Genomic DNA, 14,793 nt, shown 5'->3' with positions numbered 1-14,793 from the left:
AAAAACTATATAAGATGAATAATCCAAAAACTGCTTTTTTATGAAATTTCAAAATCCAAAAACCAAAAGTAAAATTGCTATAATAAATATTGTAATATTGATAGTTTTTTTTACTAGTTTTGTATTTATCTATTTAAATGTACCTGCTTTTGGCAGAAGTGATGAATTTGTTTTATTTATAAGTCTATTATTGCTTATTTATTTAGCCTATTTAGGTTGTCCTTTCTTTAGGTATGACAGTGAGGGAGAGACTTTAATCTTTCAAAATGAGAAATCTCTTCCGATTGCATTTTTGGTTAGAGAATCATTATCTGACTTTCCTAAAAGAAAACTTGTTAAATTTGTTATAAAAAACAAGCCTTTATTTAAAAAAGTTTTAGAAATTTACATATCCAGTAAACGAGTAAGTTCAGGACAATCTAAAGTGAATTTCGATATTTCATATTTAAATTCTAGACAAATTAGAGATATACGAATTTCACTTAATAAGGTAATCAGCGAAAACAAAAAAGAAATTTATCAATAAAAGTTTATAATAAGTATATAAAGACACTTTTAAACTAATAATGAACGAAGACAATCAAGAAAACGTAAATAAAAATAATCAAAACACTGAAACTATTCAAAAAATATCTGGTATGTACCAGAATTGGTTTTTAGATTATGCTTCTTATGTCATTCTTGAAAGGGCTATTCCATCCATCTTCGACGGTTTAAAACCCGTTCAAAAAAGAATCCTACACTCAATGAGGGAATTAGAAGATGGCCGATATAATAAGGTTGCCAATGTGGTGGGTAATACCATGAAATACCACCCCCATGGAGACGCTGCTATTACCGATGCTATCGTTCAAATAGGACAAAAAGAACTATTAATTGATACCCAAGGAAACTGGGGTAATATATATACAGGAGACGGAGCAGCTGCTGCCCGTTATATTGAATCCAGACTAACTCCTTTTGCTTTGGAAGTTGTCTTTAATCCTAAAACTACGGTTTGGAAACCATCTTATGATGGACGGAATAAAGAACCTGAAAACCTTCCTATAAAATTTCCTTTACTTTTATCTCAAGGAGTGGAAGGTATTGCCGTGGGATTATCAACTAAGATTTTACCACATAATTTTTTAGAATTAATCGATGCATCTATTGCGATTTTAAAAGGAAAACCATTTACCTTATATCCTGATTTCCAAACAGGAGGTTTAATTGACGTTGCGAATTATAATGACGGAGAACGCGGAGGAAAAATAAGAGCTAGAGCCAGAATTTCAAATCCGGAAAAAGGACTTCTTCTAATAAATGAAATTCCGTATGGAACTAATACAGGTTCTCTTATAGACAGTATTCTTAAAGCCAATGAGAAGGGAAAAATTAAAATAAAAAAAGTTGAAGATAATACCGCTTCTGAAGTTGAAATTTTAATACACTTACCTAACGATGTCTCTCCGGACAAGATGATTGATGCTTTATATGCATTCACAGATTGCGAAATTTCAATTTCTCCGAATGCATGTGTCATCAATGTAGACAAACCTGAATTTTTAAGTGTTTCTGAAATATTAAGAAGAAATACCAACCATACTGTAAATCTTCTTAAACAAGAATTAGAGATTGAACTCGGCGAATTGCAGGAACAATGGCATTTTGCTTCGTTAGAAAAAATATTTATCGAAAACAGAATCTACCATCAAATCGAAGAACTTGATAAGTGGGAAGATGTGATCTCTACTATTGATGACGGATTAAAACCTTTTACCGGCCATTTGATTAGAGAAGTTTCCGAAGAGGATATTAATAAATTAACTGAAATACGCATTAAAAGAATTACCCGATTTGACCTGGATAAAGCAGAGGAAAATATTGCAGCATTAGATGGAAAAATAAAAGAAGTAAAACACCATTTAGATCATTTAATCCAATATGCAATTGAATACTTTACCAATATAAAGAAAAAATACGGGAAAAATAAAGAAAGGAAAACCGAAATTCGAACTTTTGATACAATCGACGCAGCAAAAGTTGCAGTTGCAAATATTAAATTCTATGTCAATCGTGAAGAAGGATTTATTGGATATTCCCTTAAAAAGGATGAATACCTTTTTGACTGTTCGGATATAGATGATATAATTGTATTTAGAAAAGACGGGATAATGCTGGTTACTAAAGCAGATGCTAAAACTTTTGTAGGAAAAAACATCATCCATGTAGGAATTTGGAAGAAAAATGATACCCGTACTATTTACAACATGATCTATCGTGAAGGTAAACTAGGTCCTTGGTATATGAAAAGATTTCCGGTTACCTCCATAACCAGAGATAAAGAATACAATTTAGCCTCTACCGCTAAAGGTTCAGAAGTCCAATATTTTACTGCGAATCCCAATGGTGAAGCGGAATCAGTTACCATTTTCCTTAAACCCAGCCAAAGGTTGAAAAAATTAAAGTTTGACATAGATTTTTCGGAATTAGCCATTAAAGGAAGAAGCTCTAAAGGAAATTTGGTATCAAAAAATTATATAAAGAAAATTGAATTAAAAGAGTCAGGTATTTCTACTTTAGCCCCTAGAAAAATATGGTTTGATGAATCGGTACAACGCTTAAACGTTGAAGGCCGCGGTAAATATTTAGGCGCTTTTAAAGGAGCCGATAAAATTGTTACCCTCTCTTCGAACGGTATTGCTAAACTTCATACTTTTGATCTGTTAAATCATTTTGATGATGAATTTTTAGTACTTGAAAAATGGAATCCGGAAAAACCGGTATGTTGTATATATTACGACGGAGATAAATCCATATATTATATTAAACGCTTCTTATTAGATGATACCTTGAATCCGCAAGTATTTTTTATCTCAGAAAATCCAAGATCTTTTATAGAATGGGTTGGAACCGGATGGAAATTAATTGCTGAAATCAATTTTGGAAAAGATAAAAGTCCGGAAACTATTAATTTAGAAGACTTTATAGCTATTAAAGGAATTAAGGCACAAGGAAATCAAATTTCTAAAGAAAAAATAAAAAAGATAACCATTACAGAAGAACCTTACGAACAGGAAAATGAAGCAAATGCCGATGCTGAAACTGAAGAAGCCCCAACTGAACCTAAAGGTTCTCAAGATACGAACTCCGGTACAGATGGTGAACAGATAAATCTTTTCTAATAATCTGAATATTTTTTATTTTAAAAAAACAGTAAATATTTGTTTACATATTAATTTCAAATATCTTTATTAAATAATTTAATGCCTTTACCGCATACTTACTCTTAAATTCACTAGATTTGTTTAATAAATTTAAGTTAAGTTTAATTTTTAATTAAAAAAAGAATATGGCATTTGAATTACCAAAATTACCGTATGCATACAATGCGCTAGAGCCTTATATCGATGCAAAAACCATGGAAATCCATTATACGAAACATCATGGTACTTATACTACAAATTTAAATAATGCAATCGCCGGTACAGAACTTGAAAATTTACCTATAGAACAAATTATAATTAAAGGTTTTGATAAAACCCCTATAAGAAATAATGGTGGTGGTTATTTGAACCATTGTTTATTTTGGGAATGGTTAACCCCTAATGGTAAAGGTAAACCGGAAGGAAATTTAGCTGCAGCAATCAACGAATCTTTTGGATCTTTTGATGCTTTCAAAGATGAATTTTCAAAAGCAGCAGCCGGCAGATTCGGATCCGGATGGGCTTGGTTGTTATCCAATAATGGAAAATTAAGTATTGGCTCAACGGCAAATCAAGACAATCCTTTAATGCCGGGAGTAGGTGCATCAGGAACTCCTATTCTAGGGTTGGATGTTTGGGAGCATGCTTACTATCTTAACTATCAAAACAGAAGAGCAGACTACATCAGTGCTTTCTTTAACGTGATAAACTGGGATAAAGTTTCTGAATTATTTGAATCAAGTAAATAAATCAGTATAAAGATTTAATAAAAAGCCGTCTAATTTAGATGGCTTTTTATCTTTTAGTAAAGATTGACACCAATGCTAAAAGGAAAATAGCGCCAAGAGTGGACATAGCCAGCATAAGAGTTTTATCATTTTCATTAACCGGTATTTGAAGATGTTTAAATAACCAATTTCCTAAAAAACTACCTAAAATACCAACCATTAAATTTCCAAAACATCCAAAACCTCGACCTTTAATTAAAGTCCCTGCTAAAAAACCGGATGAAATCCCTATAAGTAATGTCCACATTATTTTATGTTCTAATTTTTTAACTTTTGTGAATTAATAATTTTTTTCCAATCTAAATATCCAAAAATTGCGATGATAAATAAAAATATAGTTAAAAGAGAATATAATAAAAGTCCTTTATGAAGTAATAATGGAACGGCTATAAAATTACTAATATTTAAAAAAATCCAATTGTCCAGTTTTCTTTTTGCTAATAGCCACATACCGGCCCAAGCAAATGCGCTCACCAATGAGTCCCATACAGGAACATCTGAATTAGTGTAATTCGTTAAGAAAAAATATAAAAGAATCCATGAAAATATCACAATGCAACATGCAATAAATCTATCTTTAAAAGTGCATAAACTTACCGTACTACTATACTTAGTTTTACTTGTCCATAAAATCCATCCATATATACTCATTACAAAATAATATCCTTGCAATAAAATTTCCGCATATAAACGAAAATCCCAATAAATATACATGGTTATGAGTATATTAAGTAATCCGCAAGGATACAACCAAACCTTGTTATATTTGGCGAATAAAGCTTCCGCAATACCAAAAACTACTCCTATGGCTTCTAAAAAAGAAATTTGATAAAATTGTTGTTTTAAAATTGTCCACCATTCGTGTATTGAAACCATAGTCACACCTATTATTTATTTATTAGTACTTAAACATAAATTATATGTAGATATTTTATTTTCTTAGAAAGTCATGATTTTAAAATAAATTTTAAAATCAATCCGATTAATTAAAACGTAGTATTCCTGAATTCGTATAGTAAATTATTATTTTACCTGCAAAGATATTAAAAAGACCTACTTTAATTAGTATTCTTTTGCAAATAATTAAAATATAGATTATTTCAATAATTTTTATGGCAATAAATTTGATGTGATTTAAGTTTTTAATAAGTAATATAATCCAAAATTAGTATGATAGCAGGTATGACTAAAGAAAAAGAAAATTCAGATAACCCTATTGACATTCTAAAAAGATGTAAAATTATACGAGAAAAGCATACAAAATCAGCTTATTTAAATATAAATATTTCGGGAGAATGGAAATTATATTCAGGCGATTCAGTTCAAACTATTGATACTAAAAAACCGATCGCGCAAGGTAAAGATTACGGAACTTATCCTTTATATATATTACCATCCAAAAGAAGTTATTTTAAATTAGAGACTTCCGAAGGATCGGCTATACTTGCGGAAACACACCTTCCGATGGAAGGAGGATATAATTTTAGAGATTTAGGAGGTTTAGAGTCTAAAGACGGAAAACGAATTAAATGGGGGAAATTATTTAGAACAGACGATTTATATAATTTAACCCATAATGATTTACTATATTTATCCAGTATTCCTATAATTACTCTGGTTGATTTCAGATGCGAAGAAGAATATAAAGCCTTACCGGACAAAATTCCTGCAGAAGTTAAAAATCATTACTATTTATGTATTGAACCCGGTCGTTTAAAAGCATATGCTAAAAGTATTCATACGAGCAAAAATGATGTAATAAATGCTATGAAGCATTTATACAAACTTTTAGTTACAGAAGATAAATATTTAAACGCATACGAAGAATTTTTTACCTATATACAAGATCAAGAAAAATTACCGCTCCTTTTTCATTGTTCAGCAGGGAAAGATCGCACCGGATTGGCTACCGCATTGTTGCTATATGCTCTAGATATTCCTAAAGATATTATTTTAAAAGATTATTTAGCATCCAATGATTATCTGGCGGATAAATACCATCCGTTGATTGAACAAAATCCATCCAACAAATATTTATATACGGTCATACCGGATTATTTAGAAAGCGCATTAAACGAAATAGAAAATGAGTATGGATCCATTCAAAATTTTTTGATTAACCGAATGCATTTAAATATTGATAAATTGAAAAATAATTTATTGTATTAATATCTGTTTAAACATTAGAATCAAAAAATAATCTTCAATCAACATATATCGAATTTTAAACAGATAAGTACCTAATTTACTTACCTGTTTTAATAAAGAATGTATTAAAATTTATTCGTACAAATGGTAGAGAAATTCTATTTATTTAGGTTGGCTTTTTGTAGACGAACGGCATTTAATATAGCTAAAAGGGCTACACCCACATCGGCAAATACAGCTTCCAATAGATGGATATCACCAAAAATTCCTAAAATCATTACAATAATTTTAATACCAAAAGCTAATATCACATTTTGCCATACAACATGTTTGGTGGCTTTTCCTATTTTAACGGCTAAAGGAATTTTAGAGGTCTGATCGTCTTGAATTATGACATCGGCTACTTCAATCGTCGCATCACTACCTAAACCTCCCATGGCAATTCCAACATCACTTAAAGCGATCACCGGTGCATCATTAAATCCATCACCTACAAAAGCTACTTTACCAATCACTGTTGATTTTATTTCCTTCATTTTAGTTACCTTATCTTCCGGTAAAAGTTCACCATAGGCATGATCTATACCTAATTCCCGGGCAACTTTTTGTACGATTGTATTTTTATCACCGCTAAGAATAGTTGCCCCGATGCCTAAATCATGTATTTTTTTAATATCTTGTTGAGCTCCTGATTTAATTTGATCTGCAATTTCCAAATATCCGGCGAACTTATTATTTACTGCAATTAAAACTACAGTATTTATGATTTCTTTACAAGTTTCCGGATAAGAAATAGAATAGGCATCCATTAATTTAAAATTACCTACTAACAATTCATTATCTTCTATTTCCACTTTAATCCCTTTTCCCGGAATATCTTCCATGGAAGTAATTTTTGTTACCTCAGGTTTTTGATTTACATAAGCTTGAATTGCGGTGGCAATCGGATGATTACTATGAGATTCGGCTATATTAATCCATTGTAACAATTGATTCCGATCAAAACCTTGCTCAACATGCACGTTTTGAACTGAAAAATTTCCTAGAGTTAAAGTTCCTGTTTTATCAAATACAATTTGCTTCACTTCAGCCAAGATATCCAAAAAATTGGAACCTTTAACCAAAATTCCGTTTCTTGAAGCTAAACCTATGCCTCCGAAATATCCTAAAGGTATTGAGATTACCAAAGCACAAGGACAGGATATAACTAAAAATATTAAGGATCGATATAACCAAGTTTCATATTCATAGTTTGCAACAAAAAAATAAGGTAATATAAACACCAGCAAGGCAATAAAGAAAACTGCTGGAGTATAAATCTTCGCAAATTTTCTGATAAACAATTCTGTTTTCGCTTTTTGACCGGTAGCATTTTGAACTAAATCCAATATTTTAGATAGTTTACTGTCTGAATAAGGAGTAGTAACTTTTACAAGTGATGAAGTGTTAAGATTTATCATTCCTGCTAAAATGGTCTCCCCTTTTTCTTTACTTTGCGGAGTACTTTCCCCGGTTAACGCAGAGGTATTGAACGTAGCCGTTGAAGAAAGCAATTCTCCATCCAATGCTACTTTATCTCCCGGTTTCAATTGTATAATTTCGCCTACTTGAACCTCTTTAGCTTTTACGACTTTAGAAGTTTGATTTTCAATAATTGTTGCTTCATCGGGTCTTTGATCCAATAAAGCATTAATATTTCTTTTAGCTTTAGCTACTGCCAACGATTGGAAGTTTTCTCCAATGGAATAAAATAACATAACTGCAACCGCTTCCGGATATTCTCCTATATAAAAAGCACCTACCGAAGCTAAAAACATCAACGATAGCTCATTGAAAAAATCCTTATGCTTAAATTCTTCCAACATTTCTTTAAATACAGGAAACCCTACAGGCAAATAAGCTAGAATATATGCTCCCAATCTAATCCAAGAATTGAAAAATGAAGTTTTAGAATAATCTAAAATGAGAGCGAGAGCTAAAAGGATAGAACTTATGATGGCCGGTAAAAATAATTGAAAAATATTTATGTTGAAATCTAGTTCGTGATCATGGGTATGTCCATGAGAAGATTCATGATCTCCTTGATTAGTAATATTTTTTCTATCGTTGTCATTACAGGCGCAACCGGGTTTATAAGAAGACATAACTATCTGTATTTTTTAATTGTATAACAAAAATAATTCCCCTATGTTGCAATTAGATTGCAAAGAAAGAAATAGTAAAAAAATTAGAATCGGTATTCTTTCCTCTCGCCCAATCCTTGAGTTTAATTTTTTATAAATTTGCATGAAACGTAAATAATAAAAAATGGATAAGGCAGAACTTTTGGCCAAGCTAAATGAATCTTCACCAAATACACTAATGGATACCTTAGGGATCGTATACACTGATTTTACAGGAGATACACTAACTGCAGAAATGGAAGTAAATTCTCGGGTACACCAACCGATAGGATTTTTACATGGTGGAGCCTCATTAGCTCTTGCTGAAACTGTAGGTTCGGTTTTATCTATTACCACGGTTGATCCTTCAAATTATTATGTTTTCGGAACGCAAGTAAACGGCTATCATTTAAAATCTGTTAAAAACGGAAAAATTTCAGCTACAGCCCAATTTATCAACAAAGGTAACACATCCCATGTAGTTGAAATTAATATTTTTTGTACGGATGATGAGGGAAATACTTTTAAAAATTGTTATGTTACCATGACTAACCGCATTGTTCCTAAAAATAATTTTGAATAATGGTACTTTCTGAAACAGTTAAAGATTGCATTAAAAAAAATATTCCTTTTGCTTTTATTCGACTTCCTAAAGACAAAAAAATATTTTTAATCAAAAAGGAAGAGGGCGGCTTATATGAATATTCTTTTCAATCTTTTGATAATTCAAAGAAATATACATTCCATTTTTCAACATTTACTGAGGTAAATGATTTATTACCACAGAATGACCTTATATTTCCTCTACCTAACAATGAAAATACAAAGGTTATTTCAGAACAAGAATATTTAAATCTTCTTCAACGGACCATTCATTATATTCAACAAAAACAAACAGATAAAATTGTAATTTCTCGCGAAAAATGGATCGATAAGGATAAAATCAACCCTTTCAAATCGTTTTTGTTTTTATGTGAAAAATATCCATGCTCCTTTTGTCAGGTAAGCTATTGGAATCAAAATGAAATTTGGATGGGGGCTACTCCTGAAATCTTAGGTTCTTTTGAAAATTCTTTATTTACAACGATGGCACTTGCCGGAACGTTACCGGATATTGATTCGGTTCAATGGGAAAGCAAAGAAATAGAAGAGCAAAAATATGTCACAGATTATATTTGTGAAAAAATTAAAGCCTATACTTCGAATTTAACGGTAAAGGGACCTGAAACACTTCATTTAGGGCTTGTTAAACATTTGGTAACCTATCTTTCTGCAAAATTAAACACTTCTGATCAACTACCTCAATTGATAGCAGATTTGCATCCTACACCTGCCGTTTGTGGAATTCCGTTAAATAAAAGTAGAAATTATATTTTGGAGAATGAAGGATATAATCGTGATTTTTATGCAGGATATATAGGATTGGAAACTCAGAAATTTAAAAAGTATTTCGTTAATTTACGATGTGCTAAACTATATGCTAATGGAGCTTTACTTTATGTTGGTGGTGGTATTACAGCGCAAAGTAATCCGCAAAAAGAATGGACGGAAACAGAATTAAAGGCTAAATTTATTGGTGAAAGTCTTTAAATACCTTCTTATGATTAATTGATTAATCAAACAGGCTGAGTTGGTTTTTATCAATTTTTTTAATTACAGATTTATTAGTTTTCTTGCCGGTTTTTTTTATAAGACTGCTGTTTTCAATGGCATCTCCATAGATGGTTTTACCACCGTATTTCCAGGAATTTTTTCGTTCATTTTCAATCCATTCATGAAAATTGTCACTGGGTTTGAAATTCTTTTCAATTTCCATAGATACTTTGGAAAGATTTTTCAATGCTTCCAATTTATCGGTATCTCCTAATTTAGATCGTTGCAATGCTTTATCAAAAATTTCAATGGTTTCATCATATACTCGAGTGGGTACAGGAAAAGGATGTCCGTCTTTTCCTCCGTGTGCAAAAGAAAATCGGGCGGGATCTGAAAATCTGGAAGGAGTGCCATGTATTACCTCACTAACTAAGGTCAACGATTGAAGCGTTCTGGGTCCTACTCCATTCAAAAGCAACAGAGACTCCACATCTTGAACATCTGTTTCATGAGCAAGTACCAAAGCAGCGCCCAATCTCTTCAAATTGACGTCTTTTTCGCGTACCTCATGATGAGAAGACAGTATAAGGGATATTTCTTTCATTAAACGATCCGGATTTTCCTTAGTTAGTTCCAAAATTCCCTGTTTGGTAGTAGAAGCATCTTTATCGGTCAGATTAAGGATTTCTCCTTTGTTTTTACCATAAATAAAAGTATGGGGAGTTTCTGTAAAGGATTGAACTGAGGAAGACAGCCAATGATACCTTCTTGCCAATTTATCGTTGATATTCATTCCTTGCTGCACAACTGTCCAATCACCATCTATAGTAACTACAAAAGAATGTAAATATATTTGGAAACCATCTTGAACCGCACAATTATCAACTTTAGCTACCAATCTGCTCTTAGTAATAAGTTCATTTCCATCTAAACCGGTTTTATCGGCAATATGAAGTAATTCCGTTGGAGTATTTCGTGAAGATTTCCCCCTGCCCCCGCATACATAAATACCAAGTTCCGAGGATCTTTGATTTATTGCTTTCTTCAAAGCATTCATAACGGAAGTGGTTATTCCTGAAGAATGCCAATCCATTCCTAAAACACATCCTAAAGATTGAAACCAAAACGGGTCGCTTAATTTTTGTAAGAAAGTTTTTCTTCCGTATTCTTGAACTATAGCCTCTACAATCGCTCCACCTAATAAAGCCATTCTTTTAGCTAACCAGGCGGGAACTGTTCCATAGTGTAAAGGTAAATCTGCATATCCCTTCTTCATATAGTAAATATAGTAAAAATTAAATTAATTAACTCATTTACTGCACTTTTACCTTATAATTAAATGATAGTAATTGCGCGGTAACTTTAATTTAAACAATTTTTGACTAAAAGTTTTTCAGCAATCATATTACTTAAAACTTCTGTTCTATTTTGACCTACAATTTGAACGGTTACACTTCCGTCAAACTCTTCGACTGATTCAATCTGAAATTTAATTCCTAAATTGAAATTTTTAGAATTTAAATATTTTAAAAATTCTTTAGAACTGTGAATGATAGCGGATAATTCCACGATTTCTCCAATCTGGTATTCGTTTAACTTTTTAAAGCGTCCCCCTTCAATATTTCCTTGTTTATCCGGTATAGGTGAACCGTGAGGATCGAACTTAGGATAATCTAACAATTCGTCCATTTTATTGAAAAATTTTTCTGAATGTATATGTTCGATTTGTTCGGCTACTTCATGAACATCTTCCCAACTAAATCCCATTTTTTCAACCAAATACATTTCTGTTAGACGGTGTTTCCTAAGAATTAAAGCGGCTTCTTTTTTACCTTTTTCGGTCAGTTTTAACGGTTTATAGCTCTGATAATATACCAATCCTTTTTTCAAGAATTTTTTCATCATGCTGTTCACTGTAGGCATTTTGATATCTAAGGATTGGCTTAACGCCAAAGTAGATACTTCTCCCTTTTCGTCAGACAGATTATATAAGGCTTTTAGATAATTTTCTTCTATAGATGAGAACATTTACAAATATATTTAAAATATTAATTTTTCAAGATCAAATAATTTATTTTTCCAAAATACAATCGTAAAATAAATTTGTTAGACTAATCTAATTTTATATATTTGCTAGTCTAAAATTAATAATTATGAAAAGAGGATTGACTGTACTTTTTGCATTATCCCTTTGCACTCTATATTCCCAAGAAGTTAAAGATTCGATTAAAAACCCTAAAGAAAAATCTATTGACGATGTTGTCGTGACAGGAACCTTGAAGGAAGTTAGAAAATCTGACAGCCCGGTGCCTGTTGAAATTATTACACCAAAACTATTCAAAAAAAATCCTACTCCCAGTCTCTTCGATGCCGTTGGAATGATTAACGGAGTTAAACCTCAAATAAATTGCAGCGTTTGTAATACGGGAGATATTCACATAAACGGTATGGAAGGTCCTTATACTATGATATTAATTGACGGGATGCCTATCGTTAGCGGATTAGCTACTGTTTATGGTTTAAGTGGGATTCCCAATAGTTTGGTAGAAAGAATTGAAGTAGTTAAAGGTCCCGCCTCTTCTTTATACGGCTCAGAAGCTATGGGGGGAATTATAAACGTAATCACTAAAAACCCGCAAAAAGCACCTAAATTTGCAGCGGATATTTTCAGTACAAGCTGGGGAGAATTAAGTACGGATTTATCCTTTAAATTTAATGCCGGTAAAAAAGTAACCAGTTTACTGGGTATCAATCATTTTTATTATGATAATCCAATCGATGCCAATCACGACGGTTTTACCGATTTAACTTTACAAAACAGAATATCGGTTTTTAATAAATGGAGTTTTAAACGAAAAGAAAACAGAGTTGCCAGTTTAGGGCTGCGATGGGTCAATGAAGATCGCTGGGGTGGAGAAATGAACTGGAGTAAAAAATATCGAGGAAGTGACGAGGTTTACGGAGAAAGTATATATACGAAACGTGCCGAAGTGATCGGACTTTACCAATTACCTCTACATGAAAAAATATACACCCAATTTTCATATAATTGGCATGATCAAAACTCATGGTATGGGAATACTCCGTATATGGCAACTCAACAAGTAGCTTTTATCCAAAGTTATTGGGATAAAACCATAAAAAATCATAACTTTTTAGCAGGTGCTTCTTTTAGATATACTTACTACGATGACAATACACCTGCGACCGCTTCTCCTGACGGCTCAAAAAACAGACCTTCAGAAACTCCGTTACCGGGATTATTTTTACAAGATGAATGGTCTATAAATTCTAAAAATAAACTTTTACTGGGATATAGATACGATAACGATAAACATCATGGAAATGTACATTCTCCAAGAATTGCCTATAAGTTTTCACCCAATTATACGAATACCTTCCGAGCCAGTTTTGGAACCGGTTTTAGAGTTGTAAATATCTTTACGGAAGATCATTCTGCTCTTACGGGAGCTAGAGATGTAGTCATCTTGAATTCTTTAAAGCCTGAACGTTCGTATAACGGAAATTTGAACTATGTTAAAAAATTGATGTTCGATGATCTGAATGTTAATCTGGATATCACCGGTTTTTATTCTTATTTTACTAATAAAATTATTGGTGACTTCGATTCCGATCCTACTAAAATCATTTATGATAACTTAGACGGACATGCTGTTTCGCAAGGTATATCTTTAAATACGGAATGGTCTTTTTTAATTCCTTTTAAAATTATGGCGGGTGTTACTTATATGGATGTTTACACCAAAGAAAAAGATGACAAGGGTTCTTATCTTAGAACAGATCAGCTTTATGCTCCCAAATGGTCCGGAACATTTGTTATCACTTACACATTTCCTAAAAATTATATATTGGACTTTTCAGGACAATGGAACGGAAAAATGAGGTTGCCTATCGAGCCTAATGATTTTAGAAGTGAATATTCCCCGTGGTATTGCATTGCAAATATACAGGTAACCAAGAAATTCCATAATGGAATGGAAATTTACGGAGGAATTAAAAACCTATTTAATTTTACGCCCAAAAACCCGATCATGCGTCCTTTTGACCCTTTCAATAAAGAGGTTGATAATCCGATTACCAATCCTAACGGGTACACTTTTGATACTTCTTATAATTATGCGTCCTTGCAAAAATTAAGAGGATTTTTGGGTATACGATATAATTTTTTCTAATTAATTTTAAAGACAGAAAAAAAGTAAATTTCATATAAAATAGATCGCATACATATTTTGTTAAAATAAGAAGATCATATTTATTTTTATGGTAAATTAGCACTTTCATAAAAAATAACTATGATCGTCTTACCTTGTTTTTATTTTCCTCCTGTTTCTTATTTTGAAAAATGGATCCATTCGGAAAAGATCTATTTGGAACTGTGGGAAAATTTTCCTAAACAAACTTATCGTAATCGTTGCATTGTTCAAGGAGCTAATGGAAAATTGCCTCTTATTGTTCCTATTGAACATTCAGGAGCCAGAATTATAAAAGATATTAAGATTTCCTATGCGTCTTCATGGCAAAAATTACATAGTAAATCATTACAATCAGCATATCAAAGTTCTCCTTACTTTGAATATTACGAAGATAAGCTAATCAAATTATTGGAAAAAAAAGAAACCTTTTTATTAGATTTAAATCTAAACACATTAGAATGGGCATGTTCTATCCTAAAGTTGGAATGTTCGTACGAACTCACGGATGAATACGTAAAAAATCCTCCGTTTACCGATGCGCGAGAAGCATTCAATGCAAAAAAAGAAAGTCCCTATAAAAATAAAAAATATATTCAGGTATTTTCAGACCGTTTCGAGTTTATGAATGATCTTTCCATACTAGATCTTATATGCAATCTTGGCCCGAAATCTGCTAATTACCTTACTAATGTCGAATAAATAA

Annotated in this window: 13 protein-coding genes; 8 read left to right on the top strand and 5 right to left on the bottom strand. The window is 31.9% G+C overall.

Going from position 1 to position 14,793, the window contains the following annotated elements; all coding sequences use genetic code 11:
• The first annotated feature begins 40 nt into the window (after positions 1-40).
• The 3 genes from GFV01_RS03505 to GFV01_RS03495 all read left to right on the top strand — a co-directional run bounded on the left by GFV01_RS03505 (position 41) and on the right by GFV01_RS03495 (position 3,934).
• Positions 41-526, top strand: a complete 486-nt coding sequence (locus tag GFV01_RS03505; protein WP_160556799.1) for a hypothetical protein — start codon at positions 41-43, stop codon at positions 524-526.
• A 40-nt stretch (positions 527-566) separates the two neighbouring features.
• The gene (locus GFV01_RS03500; protein WP_160564866.1) at positions 567-3,164 is read left to right on the top strand and encodes a DNA gyrase/topoisomerase IV subunit A; all 2,598 of its coding nucleotides are present in this window, start codon (positions 567-569) and stop codon (positions 3,162-3,164) included.
• Between the two features lie 167 nt (positions 3,165-3,331).
• A complete protein-coding gene (locus GFV01_RS03495) occupies positions 3,332-3,934 on the top strand; it encodes a superoxide dismutase (RefSeq protein ID WP_160556801.1) in 603 nt (200 codons plus the stop codon).
• Between the two features lie 46 nt (positions 3,935-3,980).
• On the opposite strand, the gene GFV01_RS03490 is transcribed toward GFV01_RS03495, so the two are convergent.
• Both GFV01_RS03490 and pnuC read right to left on the bottom strand, forming a co-directional pair.
• Positions 3,981-4,220 (bottom strand): GlsB/YeaQ/YmgE family stress response membrane protein, encoded by a 240-nt coding sequence (locus GFV01_RS03490; RefSeq protein ID WP_160543190.1) that lies wholly within the window; start codon positions 4,218-4,220, stop codon positions 3,981-3,983.
• An 11-nt stretch (positions 4,221-4,231) separates the two neighbouring features.
• Positions 4,232-4,849 carry a nicotinamide riboside transporter PnuC gene (gene pnuC / locus GFV01_RS03485; RefSeq protein ID WP_160564864.1) on the bottom strand — a complete coding sequence of 206 codons (618 nt, stop codon included), beginning with the start codon at positions 4,847-4,849 and terminating at the stop codon, positions 4,232-4,234.
• A 294-nt stretch (positions 4,850-5,143) separates the two neighbouring features.
• Here pnuC and GFV01_RS03480 point away from each other — a divergent pair, with 294 nt between their 5' ends.
• On the top strand, positions 5,144-6,142 hold the full coding sequence (locus tag GFV01_RS03480; protein WP_160556804.1) for a tyrosine-protein phosphatase: 999 nt from the start codon (positions 5,144-5,146) through the stop codon (positions 6,140-6,142).
• 137 nt (positions 6,143-6,279) lie between these two features.
• Here the strand turns inward: GFV01_RS03480 and GFV01_RS03475 are convergent, their stop codons facing one another.
• The gene (locus GFV01_RS03475) at positions 6,280-8,265 is read right to left on the bottom strand and encodes a heavy metal translocating P-type ATPase (RefSeq protein WP_160564862.1); all 1,986 of its coding nucleotides are present in this window, start codon (positions 8,263-8,265) and stop codon (positions 6,280-6,282) included.
• Between the two features lie 163 nt (positions 8,266-8,428).
• Here GFV01_RS03475 and GFV01_RS03470 point away from each other — a divergent pair, with 163 nt between their 5' ends.
• Both GFV01_RS03470 and GFV01_RS03465 read left to right on the top strand, forming a co-directional pair.
• A complete protein-coding gene (locus GFV01_RS03470) occupies positions 8,429-8,866 on the top strand; it encodes a hotdog fold thioesterase (RefSeq protein ID WP_160564860.1) in 438 nt (145 codons plus the stop codon).
• On the top strand, positions 8,866-9,873 hold the full coding sequence (locus tag GFV01_RS03465; RefSeq protein WP_160564858.1) for a chorismate-binding protein: 1,008 nt from the start codon (positions 8,866-8,868) through the stop codon (positions 9,871-9,873). The genes GFV01_RS03470 and GFV01_RS03465 overlap by 1 nt, the downstream gene beginning before the upstream one ends.
• 22 nt (positions 9,874-9,895) lie before the next feature.
• On the opposite strand, the gene GFV01_RS03460 is transcribed toward GFV01_RS03465, so the two are convergent.
• Together GFV01_RS03460 and GFV01_RS03455 are read right to left on the bottom strand one after the other, a co-directional pair.
• Positions 9,896-11,152: a DUF763 domain-containing protein gene (locus GFV01_RS03460; RefSeq protein WP_160564856.1), complete on the bottom strand. Its 1,257-nt coding sequence runs from the start codon at positions 11,150-11,152 to the stop codon at positions 9,896-9,898.
• Between the two features lie 86 nt (positions 11,153-11,238).
• On the bottom strand, positions 11,239-11,904 hold the full coding sequence (locus GFV01_RS03455; protein WP_105297856.1) for a metal-dependent transcriptional regulator: 666 nt from the start codon (positions 11,902-11,904) through the stop codon (positions 11,239-11,241).
• Between the two features lie 125 nt (positions 11,905-12,029).
• Here GFV01_RS03455 and GFV01_RS03450 point away from each other — a divergent pair, with 125 nt between their 5' ends.
• Positions 12,030-14,069, top strand: coding sequence for a TonB-dependent siderophore receptor (locus GFV01_RS03450; protein ID WP_160564854.1), 2,040 nt, complete (start codon positions 12,030-12,032; stop codon positions 14,067-14,069).
• 120 nt (positions 14,070-14,189) lie between these two features.
• Positions 14,190-14,789 (top strand): WbqC family protein, encoded by a 600-nt coding sequence (locus GFV01_RS03445; RefSeq protein ID WP_160564852.1) that lies wholly within the window; start codon positions 14,190-14,192, stop codon positions 14,787-14,789.
• Positions 14,790-14,793 lie beyond the last annotated feature (4 nt).

Origin of the sequence: Apibacter sp. B2912 (genome assembly GCF_009827835.1) — a bacterium.
GTDB lineage: Bacteria > Bacteroidota > Bacteroidia > Flavobacteriales > Weeksellaceae > Apibacter.
The sequence above is the reverse complement of the archived record's forward strand: the minus strand, read 5'-3'. Positions and strand labels throughout refer to the sequence as shown.

Coding starts and splice junctions, on each gene's coding strand:
- GFV01_RS03475 (WP_160564862.1), bottom strand. CDS start 8,265: ATGTCTTCTTATAAACCCGGTTGCGCCTGTAATGACAACGATAGAAAA.
- GFV01_RS03500 (WP_160564866.1), top strand. CDS start 567: ATGAACGAAGACAATCAAGAAAACGTAAATAAAAATAATCAAAACACT.
- GFV01_RS03455 (WP_105297856.1), bottom strand. CDS start 11,904: ATGTTCTCATCTATAGAAGAAAATTATCTAAAAGCCTTATATAATCTG.
- GFV01_RS03445 (WP_160564852.1), top strand. CDS start 14,190: ATGATCGTCTTACCTTGTTTTTATTTTCCTCCTGTTTCTTATTTTGAA.
- GFV01_RS03460 (WP_160564856.1), bottom strand. CDS start 11,152: ATGAAGAAGGGATATGCAGATTTACCTTTACACTATGGAACAGTTCCC.
- GFV01_RS03490 (WP_160543190.1), bottom strand. CDS start 4,220: ATGTGGACATTACTTATAGGGATTTCATCCGGTTTTTTAGCAGGGACT.
- GFV01_RS03480 (WP_160556804.1), top strand. CDS start 5,144: ATGATAGCAGGTATGACTAAAGAAAAAGAAAATTCAGATAACCCTATT.
- GFV01_RS03470 (WP_160564860.1), top strand. CDS start 8,429: ATGGATAAGGCAGAACTTTTGGCCAAGCTAAATGAATCTTCACCAAAT.
- GFV01_RS03450 (WP_160564854.1), top strand. CDS start 12,030: ATGAAAAGAGGATTGACTGTACTTTTTGCATTATCCCTTTGCACTCTA.
- pnuC (WP_160564864.1), bottom strand. CDS start 4,849: ATGGTTTCAATACACGAATGGTGGACAATTTTAAAACAACAATTTTAT.
- GFV01_RS03495 (WP_160556801.1), top strand. CDS start 3,332: ATGGCATTTGAATTACCAAAATTACCGTATGCATACAATGCGCTAGAG.
- GFV01_RS03505 (WP_160556799.1), top strand. CDS start 41: ATGAAATTTCAAAATCCAAAAACCAAAAGTAAAATTGCTATAATAAAT.
- GFV01_RS03465 (WP_160564858.1), top strand. CDS start 8,866: ATGGTACTTTCTGAAACAGTTAAAGATTGCATTAAAAAAAATATTCCT.